The following is a 15462-nucleotide window of genomic DNA, read 5'->3' as shown; positions in this document are numbered from 1 at the left end:
AAGCCTGTGGATTAAAGTGATGGTTATCCACAGACGGGTTTTTACTCAGGTTTCAAGCCCTGTTATCAACTGGGCACAGGCGCGGTTACTCACAGGGTTTAATCCACAGAAAAGTACCAGCCGAGGCGAATAGCGCGCACGGAAAAACACCGATTGCTCGGCGAGTCAGTCAAAAAATGATGGGGTTGCCCTGAAACGGGCTGAACAGACAGGCGCGAATGGCCTGTCTGTGGACAACGAAGGTCTATTTACCGATGCAGAAGCTGGAGAAGATCCTGCCCAGCAAATCGTCCGAGCTGAACGCGCCGGTAATTTCTCCCAGCAGTTGCTGTGCTTGACGTAAATCTTCAGCCAGCAGCTCCCCAGCACCCGCCAAGGTCAGCTGCGCCCGGCCGTGCTCCAAGGCGGCACTGGCATGGCGCAGTGCCTCAAGATGCCTGCGACGTGCACTGAAGCTGCTTTCCGAGGTCTGTTCATAGCCCATGCAGGCCTTGAGATGCTCACGCAGCAATTCCAGGCCGTCACCTGCCGCTTTGGCGCTCAGGCTGATAGTGACATGGCCATCCTCACTGGTTTGCAGGGCAATCGCTTCACCCGTCAGGTCGGCCTTGTTACGAATCAAGGTGACTTTGGCCGGGTCAGGTCGTTGCTCGAGGAATTCTGGCCACAGCGCAAAAGGATCCACAGCTTCCGGTGCCGTGGCATCTACCACCAGCAAAACACGATCAGCTTCGCTGATAGCCTTGAGCGCACGCTCCACGCCGATCTTTTCCACCTGGTCGTCGGTGTCGCGCAAACCAGCGGTGTCCACCACGTGCAGCGGCATACCGTCGATGTGGATATGTTCACGCAAGATATCCCGGGTAGTGCCGGCAATCTCGGTGACAATGGCCGCCTCGCGTCCTGCCAGGGCGTTGAGCAGGCTGGATTTTCCGGCATTGGGCCGCCCGGCAATCACCACCGTCATGCCATCGCGTAGCAAGGCGCCCTGCCCGGCTTCACGCAGGACTGTGGATAATTCCTCACGGACCTTATCCAACATCGCCAACACATGGCCATCCGCGAGGAAGTCGATTTCTTCTTCGGGAAAATCAATCGCCGCTTCGACGTAAATACGCAGGCTGATCAATTGCTCGGTCAAGTTATGCACACGCAGGGAAAAAGCCCCCTGCAATGAGCGCAAAGCGTTACGTGCAGCCTGTGCAGAACTCGCTTCGATCAAATCCGCAATCGCTTCGGCTTGGGCCAAATCGAGCTTGTCGTTCAGAAATGCCCGTTCGCTGAATTCCCCAGGCCGTGCCAAGCGGCAACCCAGTTGCAAGCAACGCTGCAGGAGCATATCCAGGACCACAGGACCACCGTGCCCCTGTAATTCCAGGACATCTTCACCGGTGAAAGAGTTGGGTCCCGGAAAATAGATCGCCAAGCCTTCGTCCAATACGCTTTGGTCAGCATCCAGAAACTGGCCGTAATGGGCATAACGGGGTTTCAGCTCTCGGCCACTGATTGCCATGGCCGCAACGCCCGCCAAGGGGCCGGAAATTCGAACGATACCGACTCCGCCTCGGCCCTGAGCGGTGGCGACAGCAGCGATGGTTTCACGAGGAGCGCTCATCAGCAGGTTCCAGAACAAAAGTGACGGAAAGCAAAACGCCCCACTAGGGGGCGTCTTGAGTGGTTATCCACAGAGTAAATTACGCCTCGGCTTTTTTGGTAGCCGCCTCGATCTTACGTGTGATGTACCACTGTTGAGAGATCGACAACACGTTGTTGACCACCCAGTACAGTACCAAGCCAGCAGGGAACCACAGGAAGAAGAAGGTGAAGATGATTGGCATCATTTTCATTACCTTGGCCTGCATCGGATCCGGCGGGGTTGGGTTCAGACGCTGCTGGATAAACATGGTCGCGCCCATGATGATCGGCAGGATAAAGAACGGGTCCTTGATCGACAGGTCAGTTATCCACAGCATGAACGGCGCTTGGCGCATTTCCACGCTTTCCAGCAGTACCCAGTACAGCGACAGGAACACCGGCATCTGTACCAGAATAGGCAAGCATCCACCCAGCGGGTTGATCTTCTCTTTCTTGTACAGCTCCATCATGGCCTGCGACATTTTCTGCCGGTCATCGCCATGTTGTTCTTTCAGTGCCGCCAGTTTCGGGGCAACGGCACGCATACGCGCCATCGACTTGTAGCTGGCTGCCGACAGTGGGAAGAAGATCCCCTTGATCAGCATGGTCAGGAAGATGATCGACCAGCCCCAGTTGCCGACGATGCTGTGGATATGTTGCAACAGCCAGAAGATCGGCTGGGCAATGAACCACAGGAAGCCGTAATCCACAGTCAGTTCCAGACCTGGGGACAACTCTTTCAATACGGCCTGGCTTTTAGGACCGGCGTACAGGGTAGCGCTGGTTTCAGCCTTGGCACCTGGAGCGACGGTCAACGCCGGGCCAGTGAACCCAATGATGTAGTTGCCCTGGCTGTCCTTGCGGGTTTGAACCAGGTTCGCGTCACCCTTGTTCGGAATCCAGGCGGTCACGAAGTAGTGCTGCAGCCACGCTACCCAGCCACCCTGGACGGTTTCTTTCAGCGTGCCCTTGTCGATATCTTTCATCGACACTTTTTTGTACGGCTCGTTACTTGTCCACAGGGCGGCGCCCAGGTAAGTCGCGGTGCCGGTGGCGGTGCTGGAAGACGGATCGGAACTGGCGTCACGCTTGAGCTGGGCAAACAGGTTGCCGCTCCAGGCTTTGTCGCTGGTGTTGTCGATCAGGTAAGTGACCTTCAGATCGTACAAACCACGGGTAAAGCTGAAACGCTTGATGTAGTTGACGCCGTCGAGGCTGAATTTCAGGTCGACGTTCAACTGGTTCTGGCCGTCTGCCAGTTGATAAGTCTTTTGCTCGGTCGAATAAACCGGACGACCGGTAGCACGTGCATCCGGACCATTGGTGCCGGTCAGGCCGCTTTGCGCCAGATAAGTACGTTCACCGCCGTTATCGAACAGCTGGAACGGAACATCCGGATGATCCTGGCGACGTGGATAAAGCGGCAGCTTCAGCTGTGCAATATCACCACCTTGTGGGTCGATAGCCAGGTCGAGCACATCCGTTTTCACGTGGATGAGGTCTTTGTTGGTGACCACTGGCGTTTCTAACGGGGCACTTGTCTCGCCATTCGCGCTGGGAACATCGGCACTCGCGGACGCATTGTTACCCAGCGGGGTGTCCGGAATAGCCGGCGCAGCCTGATTGGTAGCAACATTCTGAGTCGGCAGGGCAGCCTGGCCGTAGTCCTGGTTCCATTTAAGGACCATGACATAGGACACGATTGCCAGGGCGACGATCAGGATTGTGCGTTTAATATCCATGATTACTCGGCCATCGAAGAAGAACGGGAGGTAGGGATAGGTGGAACCGGGTCATAACCACCGGGATTCCACGGATGACAGCGACCTAAACGACGAAAGGTCAGCCAGCCACCGCGCAGAAGACCATGATTTTCTATGGCCTCTAACGCGTAGCAGGAACAACTGGGGTAGAAACGACAGTGGCTGGCCATCAGAGGACTAATGGCATAGCGATAAAACTGGATCGGAACGATTGCCAGTTTACGCATCAAGGCTGTCTACCCCTACAGTTTCGGTGCTGACTGCTGGTGCTGGCTTGTGGGTACGAGCCAAACGTTTCCAGAGCTTGCCGAAATGCTGAATCAATTCGGGGTTTTCTACATCACCCAAGCCTTTGCGCGCGACGATAACAATATCCCAACCAACCAGAGTGTCCTGGTGGAGGCGAAACGATTCGCGCATCAGACGCTTGAGGCGATTGCGCTCAACGGAGAGCTTGACGCTCTTCTTGCCAATCACCAGCCCGAGACGGGGGTGATCAAGATCGTTGTTACGCGCAAGGAGCAGGAGATTTTTCCCCGGAACCTTGCCGGTGGGGGAGTCAAAGACTGCCTTGAAATGCCGGGGGGTAAGCAGACGCTTTTCCCGACTGAAGTCCTGACTCACCACCAGTACCGGATTATCAAACTGCCAGACGCGCACGACCTTTGGCGCGGCGACGCGACAGGACAGCACGGCCGTTCTTGGTAGCCATGCGAGCACGGAAGCCGTGAGTACGGGCGCGTTTGATGGTGCTTGGTTGGAAAGTACGTTTCATGGCGTTGTTACCTGGTTCGTCCACAACGGGCCGGAATGGCCCCCGTTTTAAGAGACCGGCGATTCTAGAGAAAGCAAGCCTCTAGGTCAATTTCCAACCAGCTTTTCCTTCAATTAGATCTTTGCCGCCTTCCGAGCCGTTCTGCTTTCATCCGCTATGCCATAGATATAAAAATAAAGAAGGAAGTTATTTAAAGCTTTTCTGTAAAGCTTATAAAAGCTAGCCAGGAGATCATCTGTGGATAACTGCCTTTAGCCCTTATTCTGCGTGCTGTACAGAGAATGACAACACGGGGGAGAAGCAGTGCTCTGCCTGTGCTGCGCTATCGGATAAGCTGTGCGTGGAATGGGTTGTTATCCACAGGCCGGTTACCCACAGACTTTTGCCCCCACTTGTGCAACGAGCTCAGGGTGGCTTATCCACAGAGCTTATGCACAGACCATTGGTCGCCTTTTCTGCGGTTAACACATTGATTTTGGGTGCCCTGTGAGCAACCTACATGTGGATAAGTGGGCGGCTGGTCGCTACAATGGCGGCTGTTTTTGCCTCACCGGCTTTCAACTTAGGGGATATCCGTGTCAGTGGAACTTTGGCAGCAGTGCGTGGAGCTTTTGCGCGATGAGCTGCCTGCCCAGCAATTCAACACCTGGATCCGTCCGCTACAGGTCGAAGCCGAAGGCGACGAGTTGCGTGTCTACGCACCCAATCGTTTTGTTCTCGACTGGGTCAATGAGAAGTACCTGAGCCGCGTTCTCGAATTGCTCGATGAACATGGCAATGGCCTCGCGCCCGTGCTCTCCTTATTAATAGGCAGCAAACGTAGCTCAGCACCCCGTGCTGCGCCGAACGCGCCTTTGGCTGCAGCGGCATCGCAAGCCCAGGCGGCAGCGGCACCGGTTGCTGCTTCTACTGCACCTGCTGCAACGTCGTCCAAATCCTCTGCGCAAAAAAATGCGCCAGAGCATGAAGAACCGTCTCGCGACAGCTTCGATCCGATGGCAGGCGCCAGCTCCCAGCAGGCTCCCGTTCGTGCCGAACAGCGCACTGTGCAGGTTGAGGGTGGGCTCAAGCACACCAGTTATCTGAACCGCACCTTCACCTTCGAGAACTTCGTCGAGGGCAAGTCCAACCAGCTGGCCCGTGCAGCTGCCTGGCAAGTCGCCGATAACCCCAAGCACGGTTACAACCCGCTCTTCCTTTATGGTGGCGTTGGCTTGGGTAAGACGCACTTGATGCACGCCGTAGGTAACCACCTATTAAAGAAGAACCCGAACGCCAAGGTCGTGTACCTGCATTCGGAGCGCTTCGTGGCTGACATGGTCAAGGCCCTGCAGCTCAATGCGATCAACGAGTTCAAGCGTTTCTACCGCTCCGTTGATGCTTTGCTGATCGATGACATTCAGTTCTTCGCTCGCAAGGAACGTTCCCAGGAAGAGTTTTTCCACACCTTCAACGCCCTGCTCGAAGGTGGCCAGCAGGTCATCTTGACCAGTGACCGTTACCCGAAAGAAATTGAAGGCTTGGAAGAGCGCCTGAAGTCGCGTTTCGGCTGGGGCCTGACCGTTGCGGTGGAACCGCCGGAGCTGGAAACCCGGGTTGCGATCCTGATGAAGAAGGCCGATCAGGCAAAGGTTGATCTGCCTCACGACGCTGCCTTCTTTATTGCCCAACGCATTCGCTCCAACGTGCGTGAGCTGGAGGGCGCGCTCAAGCGGGTCATCGCTCACTCGCACTTCATGGGCCGTGATATCACCATTGAGTTGATTCGCGAATCCCTGAAAGACTTGTTGGCCCTGCAGGACAAGTTGGTGAGTGTGGATAACATCCAGCGCACCGTGGCCGAGTACTACAAGATCAAGATTTCCGACCTGCTGTCCAAGCGCCGTTCGCGCTCGGTTGCACGCCCGCGTCAGGTGGCTATGGCTCTCTCCAAGGAGCTGACCAACCACAGCCTGCCGGAAATCGGCGATGTGTTTGGCGGTCGCGACCACACCACGGTCTTGCACGCCTGCCGCAAAATCAACGAACTTAAGGAATCCGACGCGGATATTCGCGAGGACTACAAGAACCTGCTGCGTACACTGACTACGTGATGACACCAGCGCAGCTTATTAAGGCAAGGGACTAGACCATGCATTTCACCATTCAACGCGAAGCCCTGTTGAAACCCCTGCAACTGGTCGCAGGCGTCGTCGAGCGCCGACAGACCTTGCCGGTGCTCTCCAACGTATTACTTGTGGTCGAAGGCCAGCAGTTGTCCTTGACCGGTACCGACCTGGAAGTCGAGCTGGTTGGTCGTGTGCAGCTTGAAGAGCCCGCCGAACCCGGCGAAATCACTGTGCCGGCGCGCAAGCTGATGGACATCTGCAAAAGCCTGCCCAACGATGCGCTGATTGACATCAAGGTCGATGAGCAAAAATTGGTGGTCAAGGCTGGCCGTAGCCGGTTCACTCTGTCGACCTTGCCGGCCAATGACTTCCCAACCGTGGAAGAAGGGCCAGGCTCGCTGACGTGCAGCCTGGAGCAAAGCAAGCTGCGTCGCTTGATCGAGCGCACCAGCTTCGCCATGGCCCAGCAGGACGTGCGCTACTACCTTAACGGCATGTTGCTGGAAGTATCCGAAGGCATCATTCGTGCGGTTGCCACTGACGGTCACCGTCTGGCGATGTGCTCGATGCGTGCCGATATCGGCCAGCCTGATCGTCACCAGGTGATCGTTCCGCGCAAAGGTATCCTTGAGTTGGCGCGTTTGCTCACCGAGCCGGACGGCAATGTCAGCATCGTGTTGGGTCAGCACCATATCCGCGCGACCACTGGTGAGTTCACCTTCACCTCCAAATTGGTTGACGGCAAGTTCCCGGATTACGAGCGTGTGTTGCCTAAAGGTGGCGACAAGCTGGTGATTGGCGATCGCCAGGCCTTGCGTGAAGCGTTCAGCCGTACTGCGATTCTGTCGAACGAAAAGTACCGTGGTATTCGCCTGCAATTGGCCAACGGGCAATTGAAAATCCAGGCCAACAACCCGGAGCAGGAAGAGGCAGAAGAAGAAGTGGGCGTCGACTACAACGGCGGCTCTCTGGAAATCGGCTTTAACGTGAGCTACCTGTTGGACGTGCTGGGCGTCATGACTACCGAACAGGTTCGCCTGATCCTGTCGGACTCCAACAGCAGCGCCCTGGTGCAAGAATCCGATAACGACGACTCGGCTTACGTTGTCATGCCGATGCGCCTGTAATCATGCTCAGCAGAAGCTAGATGTCCCTTAGTCGCGTCTCTGTCACCGCGGTGCGTAATCTGCACCCGGTGACCTTCTCCCCTTCCCCCCGCATCAATATCCTCCATGGCGCCAACGGCAGTGGCAAAACCAGTGTGCTGGAAGCTATCCACTTGTTGGGGCTGGCCCGTTCCTTCCGCAGTGCCCGCCTGTTGCCGGTGATTCAGTACGAACAGTTGGCGTGTACAGTGTTTGGCCAAGTCGAGTTGGCGGAGGGTGGTCAGAGCGCACTGGGGATATCCCGCGATCGCGGCGGGGAGTTTCAGATTCGTATCGACGGGCAAAATGCGCGCAGTGCCGCACAACTGGCAGAAATTCTGCCGTTGCAGTTGATCAACCCCGACAGCTTCCGCCTGTTGGAAGGTGCACCGAAAATCCGCCGCCAATTTCTGGATTGGGGTGTGTTCCACGTGGAACCCCGCTTCATGGCCACTTGGCAGCGCCTGCAGAAGGCCCTGCGGCAGCGGAACTCATGGCTGCGGCATGGTACACTTGACGCCGCTTCGCAAGCAGCCTGGGACCGAGAGCTGTGCCTGGCCAGCGACGAAATAGATGAATACCGTCGTGCCTATATCAAAGCCTTGAAACCAGTCTTTGAGCAGACCTTGAGCGAGTTACTGGACCTCGAGGGGCTGACGCTGAGTTACTACCGAGGTTGGGACAAAGACCGTGAGCTCAGTGCTGTGCTTGCGACGTCCCTGCAGCGGGATCAGCAAATCGGACACACCCAGGCCGGCCCCCAACGCGCTGATTTGCGCCTTAGATTAGGTGCACATAATGCTGCGGATATTTTGTCCCGCGGCCAGCAGAAGTTGGTGGTGTGTGCGCTGCGTATTGCGCAAGGGCACTTGGTTAGCCAGGCAAGGCGCGGTCAGTGTATTTATCTGGTGGATGACTTGCCGTCGGAGCTCGACGAGCAGCACCGCCGTTCGCTATGCCGCTTGTTGGAAGACTTACGCTGCCAGGTATTCATTACCTGTGTAGACCACGAATTATTGAGGGAAGGCTGGCAGACGGAAACGCCAGTCGCTTTGTTCCACGTGGAACAAGGCCGTATCACCCAGACCCACGACCATCGGGAGTGAAGGCATGAGCGAAGAAAACACGTACGACTCGACCAGCATTAAAGTGCTGAAAGGTTTGGATGCCGTACGCAAACGTCCCGGTATGTACATTGGCGACACCGATGATGGTAGCGGTCTGCACCACATGGTGTTCGAGGTGGTCGATAACTCCATCGACGAAGCTCTGGCCGGTCACTGCGACGACATCAGCATTATCATCCACCCGGATGAGTCCATTACCGTGCGTGACAACGGTCGTGGCATCCCGGTAGACGTGCACAAAGAAGAAGGCGTTTCGGCGGCAGAGGTCATCATGACCGTGCTCCACGCCGGCGGTAAATTCGACGACAACTCCTATAAAGTATCCGGCGGTTTGCACGGTGTAGGTGTGTCGGTAGTGAACGCTCTGTCCGAAGAGTTGATTCTCACCGTTCGCCGTAGCGGCAAGATCTGGGAACAGACTTACGTCCACGGTGTGCCGCAGGAACCGATGAAAATCGTTGGTGACAGTGAAACCACCGGTACCCAGATCCACTTCAAGCCATCGGCTGAGACCTTCAAGAACATCCACTTCAGCTGGGACATCCTGGCCAAGCGGATTCGTGAACTGTCCTTCCTCAACTCCGGTGTTGGCATCGTCCTCAAGGATGAGCGCAGCGGCAAGGAAGAGTTGTTCAAGTACGAAGGCGGCCTGCGTGCGTTTGTTGAATACCTGAACACCAACAAGACTGCGGTCAACCAAGTGTTCCACTTCAACATCCAGCGTGAAGACGGCATCGGCGTGGAAATCGCCCTGCAGTGGAACGACAGCTTCAACGAGAACCTGTTGTGCTTCACCAACAACATTCCCCAGCGCGATGGCGGTACTCACCTGGTGGGTTTCCGTTCTGCGTTGACGCGTAACCTGAACACCTACATTGAAGCGGAAGGTTTGGCGAAGAAGCATAAAGTCGCCACCACCGGTGACGATGCCCGTGAAGGCCTGACGGCGATTATCTCGGTCAAGGTTCCGGATCCGAAGTTCAGCTCCCAGACCAAAGACAAGCTGGTGTCTTCCGAAGTGAAGACCGCGGTTGAACAGGAAATGGGCAAGTACTTCTCCGACTTCCTGTTGGAAAACCCCAACGAGGCCAAGCTGGTTGTCGGCAAGATGATCGATGCTGCCCGCGCCCGTGAAGCCGCGCGTAAAGCCCGTGAGATGACCCGTCGTAAAGGCGCGCTGGATATCGCCGGCTTGCCTGGCAAACTGGCTGACTGCCAGGAGAAGGACCCTGCCCTCTCCGAACTGTACCTGGTGGAAGGTGACTCTGCTGGCGGTTCCGCCAAGCAGGGTCGTAACCGTCGCACCCAGGCCATCCTGCCGTTGAAGGGCAAGATCCTCAACGTTGAGAAGGCGCGCTTCGACAAGATGATTTCCTCTCAGGAAGTCGGCACCTTGATCACTGCACTCGGCTGCGGTATTGGCCGTGATGAGTACAACATCGACAAGCTGCGTTACCACAACATCATCATCATGACCGATGCTGATGTCGACGGTTCGCACATCCGTACCCTGCTCCTGACGTTCTTCTTCCGTCAGCTGCCAGAGCTGATCGAGCGTGGCTACATCTACATTGCCCAGCCGCCGTTGTACAAGGTGAAAAAAGGCAAGCAAGAGCAATACATCAAAGACGACGACGCCCTGGAAGAATACATGACGCAGTCGGCCCTGGAAGATGCCAGCCTGCACCTGAACGACGAAGCCCCGGGCATCTCCGGTGAGGCGCTGGAGCGTCTGGTCAACGACTTCCGTATGGTCATGAAGACGCTCAAGCGTTTGTCGCGCTTGTATCCTCAGGAGTTGACCGAGCACTTCATCTACCTGCCGGCCGTGAGCCTGGAGCAGTTGGGCGATCACGCCGCCATGCAGGATTGGCTGGCCCAGTACGAAGTGCGTCTGCGTACCGTTGAGAAGTCTGGCCTGGTGTACAAAGCCAGCCTGCGCGAAGACCGCGAACGTAACGTGTGGCTGCCGGAGGTCGAACTGATCTCCCACGGTTTGTCCAACTACGTCACCTTCAACCGCGACTTCTTCGGCAGCAACGATTACAAAACGGTCGTTACCCTCGGCGCGCAACTGAGCACCCTGCTGGACGATGGTGCTTACATTCAGCGTGGCGAGCGCAAGAAAGCGGTCAAAGAGTTCAAGGAAGCCCTGGACTGGCTGATGGCTGAAAGCACCAAGCGCCATACCATCCAGCGATACAAAGGTCTTGGCGAGATGAACCCGGATCAGCTGTGGGAAACCACCATGGACCCGGCTCAGCGTCGTATGTTGCGTGTGACCATCGAAGACGCCATTGGCGCAGACCAGATCTTCAACACCCTGATGGGTGATGCGGTCGAGCCTCGTCGTGACTTCATCGAGAGCAACGCCTTGGCGGTGTCTAACCTGGATTTCTGATCAGGTAAACCTGCTTGAACAAAAAGGCCAACGCTTAGCGTTGGCCTTTTTTATTGGGTGATGGTTAAGCGTTTTAAAATGCTCCACGTGGAACATCAAGATTTCAACTTTGCGCCGTTGTCGCCACACTCTCCAAACGATACCCATATCCATAGATCGTCAACAGCTGCCAGCCGCGATCCGCCGTCAGCCCGAGCTTGTTACGCAGACGGTAGATATGGGTATCCAAAGGCCGTGACGAGACCATTTCCTCATGGCTCCAAAACCGCTCATACAGGTACTCGCGAGACAGCGGCCGGGCCAGGTTGGCAAACAGGCAACTGGCCAGGCGGTATTCCCGTTCTGTCAGGTTAATGGGTTTGCCTGCGCGGGTGACGGTCAGTTCGGCATCGTCGAAGGTTAGATCATTAAAGCTCTGTACTTCCTGGGTAGCCGACTTCTGTAAGCCGTGACGTCGCAGGACGGCGCTGACGCGTGCTTTGAGCTCGTTGGGGCGAAAGGGTTTACTGACGTAATCATCTGCGCCGCTGTTCAATGCGGTGACGATATCGCTTTCGGCATCGCGACTGGTGAGCATGATTACCGCGGGGGGCGATTCCATGTGTTCGCGGGTCCAGCGCAACAAGGCAATGCCCGAGATATCCGGCAGTTGCCAGTCCAGGATCAGCAGGTCAAAGGTTTCCCGCCGCAGTTGGCGCAGCAGGTCTTCGCCGCGCTCAAAGAAATGCAGCGACCATGGCTGTTCCGCAGTGCTGGGAATCTGTCGCAGTGTCTGTTCCACCCGTCGCAACTCGGCGGGCTCGTCATCCAGTATTGCGACTCGCATTGGGGTCCTTCCTACAAAAAATACGACTGCTTTAATGAGTGGCGACTGTGCAAAGCCAGCCTCTGAATCTGAACAATTATGGGCGGATTCTACGATCCTTGTATCTCTCGATACGCTGATAAGATCCCGTGATGCTCAAAGCAAAGATACCGGCTCCTGTCTGTGAGGAAAAGGACTCGCTCATACCCCTGCCCTGCAACAAGGTGAGGTATGGTTTGTTGCACGGTTCTGGGTAAAGTCCTCAACTGAGACCGAAATAAGCTTCACTGGTTTCAGAACACTGTTGAACGTCACCACATGGAAAGGGAGCGGGCCTATGACACCTTTATCCGATGACCATCAATGCCTTCGCATACTTTCGGCGGTAGCCCTGTGAAACTATGGCGCAAAGCCGAGAAACGCCAACCCTCCCAGGCACAGCTGTTATTCCACGGGTTGGTCCGTGAATGGTTGTTGATCGGGCTGGTGTTACTGCCCTTTACCGTTTACCTGTCCTTGAGCCCGGGCCTGGCACTGAATAACCCTCTCTACGACAGCCTGCGCCGCCTGACACCTTTACCGGTGGATCCACGGATTCTGCTGGTCACCATTGATGCGCCCAGCCTGGAAGTACTCGGCCCATGGCCGTGGCCGCGCAGCGTGCATGCAGATCTGATTGAACGCCTTAGCGCCGCCCAGCCGGCAGGCATTCTGTTTGACGTAGTCTTCAGCGAACCTAGCAAGGGGGCCGATGGACGACGGTTGGCTGATGCGGTCTGCAATGCTGGCAATGTACTGCTGCCCATCGTCGGTGATAGCAGCGTAAGTCCCAGCCTGCCAGGAGAGCCGCTGTCACCGTTGCTCAAGTGCGCCAAGGGCGTGGGGCATATCAACGTCGAAGCGGATAGCGACGGCATCGTACGCAGCGTGTATCTGCGTGAAGGCCCGCCGGGAAGCACGCTCCCTCAATTGGCATGGTTGGCGTTTGCGCTGAGTGAGCAAGCACCGGTAATGCCGGGCCTGACCCAGGAGCCCAGCAGCCAGCAGTGGCATCAAGAGCATGAAATCCGCGTGCCTTTCACCTCGGAAGATGACCACTTTCCCAGCGTGTCCTACCTCAGCGTATTACGCGGCGAGGTACCTCCCGAAACACTGCGCGGCCGGCTGATTCTGATAGGTGCCACGGCGTATGGAATGGCCGATCGTTTTGTGACACCGCTCTCCTCCACCGTCGGCACGACCGCAGGAGTGGAAATCCAGGCCGATATCCTCAATGGTCTGTTGCAGGGACGCAGCATTGTCGACCTGCCCGGATGGCTTGCTGCCCTGTTGGCGACATCCCTGGTGACCTTGCTGCTGGGCCTTCTGCTGTATCGCCCTCGCTACGCCCTGTGGATGACCCTGGGTGGCATGACCGCGGCGCTGGTGGGCTCATGGGCATTGCTGCGCCTTGGGCATTGGTGGTCTCCCGCCGCGTGTTTGATCGGGCTGTTACTCAGCTATCTCATCTGGAACTGGCGGCGCCTGAGCGTCATCCTGGCCTACTTTGGTTGGGAACTGGCGCGGCTGGATAACGAGCCCAAGGTGCTGCCGGAGCGTCGTCGTGCGCCCGCCAGCAAGGGTGATGTGTTGCAGGGGCGGATCTTTGCCCTTGAGCAGGCAGTCAGTCGTACGCGTGATACGCGGCGCTTTATGGCTGACGGGTTGGAGTGCCTGCCGGTGGCTACGCTGATAACCGACCCACAGGGCAATATTCTGTTGGCCAACCGTGTAGCCCGTGATGTGTTCGGTAACGACCTGGTCAATTCAAACCTCATCGAACAACTCGCCGATCTGGGTTATCCCCCGCTGCATAACGGCGTACGCCCTGCCCTGTCAGCACTGGAATTGGTTGAGTTCCGCGATATCCACCAGCGCAGTCTGCGGATGGAGCTTGCGCCCTTGCTTCCGGCCGAAGGTGACTTCGCCCTCGGCTGGTTGTTGAGCCTGACGGACCTGAGCAAGGAGCGAGAAGCCCAGCAGCATCGCGAGACCATGCTGCGTTTCCTCTCCCACGACCTACGCGCACCCCATTCGGCGATCCTCGCCCTGCTGGATGTGCATAACGGCGAATCGCCAGTCTTTGCCCAGGTCGAGCAACAGGTCCGACGGGCCTTGAGCCTTACCGAATCCTTTGTGCAATTGGCCAAGGCCGAGGCTGACGGTTACCAGTTCCAGCCTACCTTGTTCGCCATGCTGGTGATGGACGCCTTTGATCAAGTGGCGGTGATTGCGCAACTCAAGGGCATCCACCTGGTCCACGACCTGGATGAGGCGGATGAAGCCATGATCCATGCCGATCAATCACTGCTCACCCGTGCGTTGTTCAACGTGCTGGAGAATGCGATCAAATACTCCCCTTCCGGCACTACCGTCAGGTTAAGACACGGCAGTGCACAGGGGTGGTTGGAATGCCGCATCAGCGATCAGGGGCCGGGGATTGCCCCCGAGGATTTACCGGAACTGTTCAGCCAATACCGGCGTTTCGATTCGGCCCAGGGCAGTGACGGTCTTGGACTGGGGCTGACGATGGTTAAGGCCGTGGTGGAACGGCACGGTGGACGCATCGTTTGTGAAAGTGAGCTGGGCAAGGGCTCGACATTCATCCTGTTATTGCCGCAGTTGGAAGACTAAAAAACCGACTTTTCTGCTGTGCATAAAAAACCGGTCACAAGGACCGGTTTTTTTATGAAGAAAAAACTTATGCACGTTTTTCGAGATTTTATGACCTTCAGAAATATGCAGCTAAATCATAAGGTTATGAATCAAAAAAGCCAATTCGCCAACAAAGCGTGCACAGGTTATCCACAGATCCTCAAATCGCCGGGGTCTCGACTACCAAGGGCTCAGGAGGCAGGGAACCCATGGCTCGCTGCTGTGCTTCATTCCATGCAGCGGCGCGGTCGTTCAGTGCAGCAATCGCACGCGGCCCCTCGCCTTCTGCGTACATCGGCTCGCCTATAACCACGGTGATGGTGCCAGCGCGTTTGGCCCAGCCGGTCTTCGGCCAGAACTTGCCGGCATTGTGGGCAATGGGCAGCACCGGCAGGTTGGCGTTGACCGCCAATGCCGTACCGCCCCGTGAGAACTTACCTACGGTGCCGTAGGGCACACGCGTACCTTCGGGGAAGATCAGTACCCAGACGCCGTCCTTGAGCAACTCGTCGCCCTTCTTGGCCACGTGCTTGAGCGCCGCCTTGGGGTTGTCACGGTCAATGGCGATCGGGCGCAACATGGCCATGGCCCAGCCAAAGAACGGTACGTACAACAGTTCACGCTTAAGCACCTGGCTCAGGGGCGAGAAGTACGCGGAAAGAAAGAAGGTTTCCCAAGTGCTTTGGTGGTTCGACAAAATCACGCAGGGTTGGTCCGGGACGTTTTCTGCGCCCTTGACCTCAAAACGGATGTTCAGGAACACCTTGCTCAGCCACAACGCGCAACGGCACCAATAAACGTTGATGAAGCGATAACGCGCCTTGAACGGCAGGAAGGGGGCAATAAAAAAGCTCAGGGTGCACCAGAGAAACGAACTGGTGCCCAGCAGCAGGTAAAAGAAAAAGGTTCTGATGGCCTGCAAGATCGACATGGCGGCATTTACCGTTGCGGGACACGGCCCGCCTGTTAAAAGCGCACTCCCGAACAATCCTTGGTCAGGAAGTCGAGG

At 56.6% G+C, this 15462-nt stretch carries 12 protein-coding genes; 5 read left to right on the top strand and 7 right to left on the bottom strand.

Annotated elements, in window-relative coordinates; translation table 11 throughout:
* Positions 1-244: 244 nt before the first annotated feature.
* The 5 genes from mnmE to rpmH all read right to left on the bottom strand — a co-directional run bounded on the left by mnmE (position 245) and on the right by rpmH (position 4173).
* The gene (gene mnmE, locus E4P00_RS22560; protein ID WP_078822692.1) at positions 245-1615 is read right to left on the bottom strand and encodes a tRNA uridine-5-carboxymethylaminomethyl(34) synthesis GTPase MnmE; all 1371 of its coding nucleotides are present in this window, start codon (positions 1613-1615) and stop codon (positions 245-247) included.
* Positions 1616-1694: 79 nt separating this feature from the next.
* On the bottom strand, positions 1695-3377 hold the full coding sequence (gene yidC / locus E4P00_RS22555; RefSeq protein WP_005792609.1) for a membrane protein insertase YidC: 1683 nt from the start codon (positions 3375-3377) through the stop codon (positions 1695-1697).
* Between the two features lie 2 nt (positions 3378-3379).
* Positions 3380-3625 (bottom strand): membrane protein insertion efficiency factor YidD, encoded by a 246-nt coding sequence (gene yidD / locus E4P00_RS22550; RefSeq protein ID WP_019816912.1) that lies wholly within the window; start codon positions 3623-3625, stop codon positions 3380-3382.
* Entirely contained in the window at positions 3618-4022 is a 405-nt protein-coding gene (gene rnpA, locus E4P00_RS22545) for a ribonuclease P protein component (RefSeq protein ID WP_003177079.1), read from the bottom strand. Before rnpA ends, yidD begins: the two co-directional genes overlap by 8 nt.
* A gap of 16 nt (positions 4023-4038) precedes the next feature.
* A complete protein-coding gene (gene rpmH, locus E4P00_RS22540; protein WP_003213577.1) occupies positions 4039-4173 on the bottom strand; it encodes a 50S ribosomal protein L34 in 135 nt (44 codons plus the stop codon).
* 575 nt (positions 4174-4748) lie between these two features.
* Here rpmH and dnaA point away from each other — a divergent pair.
* From dnaA to gyrB, 4 genes are read left to right on the top strand one after another with little or no spacing between them, the layout of a single operon-like run.
* A complete protein-coding gene (gene dnaA, locus E4P00_RS22535) occupies positions 4749-6266 on the top strand; it encodes a chromosomal replication initiator protein DnaA (protein WP_032878608.1) in 1518 nt (505 codons plus the stop codon).
* Between the two features lie 38 nt (positions 6267-6304).
* The gene (gene dnaN, locus E4P00_RS22530) at positions 6305-7408 is read left to right on the top strand and encodes a DNA polymerase III subunit beta (RefSeq protein ID WP_005783345.1); all 1104 of its coding nucleotides are present in this window, start codon (positions 6305-6307) and stop codon (positions 7406-7408) included.
* 20 nt (positions 7409-7428) lie between these two features.
* Entirely contained in the window at positions 7429-8532 is a 1104-nt protein-coding gene (gene recF / locus E4P00_RS22525) for a DNA replication/repair protein RecF (protein ID WP_032878606.1), read from the top strand.
* A gap of 4 nt (positions 8533-8536) precedes the next feature.
* The gene (gyrB, locus tag E4P00_RS22520; protein ID WP_248133107.1) at positions 8537-10954 is read left to right on the top strand and encodes a DNA topoisomerase (ATP-hydrolyzing) subunit B; all 2418 of its coding nucleotides are present in this window, start codon (positions 8537-8539) and stop codon (positions 10952-10954) included.
* Positions 10955-11057: 103 nt separating this feature from the next.
* Here the strand turns inward: gyrB and E4P00_RS22515 are convergent, their stop codons facing one another.
* Positions 11058-11780 (bottom strand): response regulator transcription factor, encoded by a 723-nt coding sequence (locus tag E4P00_RS22515; RefSeq protein WP_005783372.1) that lies wholly within the window; start codon positions 11778-11780, stop codon positions 11058-11060.
* 372 nt (positions 11781-12152) lie between these two features.
* Between E4P00_RS22515 and E4P00_RS22510 the strand changes: the two genes are divergently transcribed.
* Positions 12153-14432 carry a CHASE2 domain-containing protein gene (locus E4P00_RS22510; protein ID WP_078822735.1) on the top strand — a complete coding sequence of 760 codons (2280 nt, stop codon included), beginning with the start codon at positions 12153-12155 and terminating at the stop codon, positions 14430-14432.
* Positions 14433-14613: 181 nt separating this feature from the next.
* Here E4P00_RS22510 and E4P00_RS22505 read toward each other — a convergent pair whose 3' ends face one another.
* Entirely contained in the window at positions 14614-15384 is a 771-nt protein-coding gene (locus tag E4P00_RS22505; RefSeq protein WP_005783374.1) for a lysophospholipid acyltransferase family protein, read from the bottom strand.
* Positions 15385-15462 lie beyond the last annotated feature (78 nt).

Origin of the sequence: Pseudomonas sp. B329, assembly GCF_023127835.1 — a bacterium.
GTDB classification, from domain to species: Bacteria; Pseudomonadota; Gammaproteobacteria; order Pseudomonadales; family Pseudomonadaceae; genus Aquipseudomonas; species Aquipseudomonas synxantha_A.
Note: the sequence above shows the minus strand (reverse complement) of the source record. Positions and strands in the feature narration are given on the sequence as shown.

Coding starts and splice junctions, on each gene's coding strand:
- yidD (WP_019816912.1), bottom strand. CDS start 3,625: ATGCGTAAACTGGCAATCGTTCCGATCCAGTTTTATCGCTATGCCATT.
- dnaN (WP_005783345.1), top strand. CDS start 6,305: ATGCATTTCACCATTCAACGCGAAGCCCTGTTGAAACCCCTGCAACTG.
- gyrB (WP_248133107.1), top strand. CDS start 8,537: ATGAGCGAAGAAAACACGTACGACTCGACCAGCATTAAAGTGCTGAAA.
- rpmH (WP_003213577.1), bottom strand. CDS start 4,173: ATGAAACGTACTTTCCAACCAAGCACCATCAAACGCGCCCGTACTCAC.
- recF (WP_032878606.1), top strand. CDS start 7,429: ATGTCCCTTAGTCGCGTCTCTGTCACCGCGGTGCGTAATCTGCACCCG.
- yidC (WP_005792609.1), bottom strand. CDS start 3,377: ATGGATATTAAACGCACAATCCTGATCGTCGCCCTGGCAATCGTGTCC.
- E4P00_RS22515 (WP_005783372.1), bottom strand. CDS start 11,780: ATGCGAGTCGCAATACTGGATGACGAGCCCGCCGAGTTGCGACGGGTG.
- E4P00_RS22505 (WP_005783374.1), bottom strand. CDS start 15,384: ATGTCGATCTTGCAGGCCATCAGAACCTTTTTCTTTTACCTGCTGCTG.
- mnmE (WP_078822692.1), bottom strand. CDS start 1,615: ATGAGCGCTCCTCGTGAAACCATCGCTGCTGTCGCCACCGCTCAGGGC.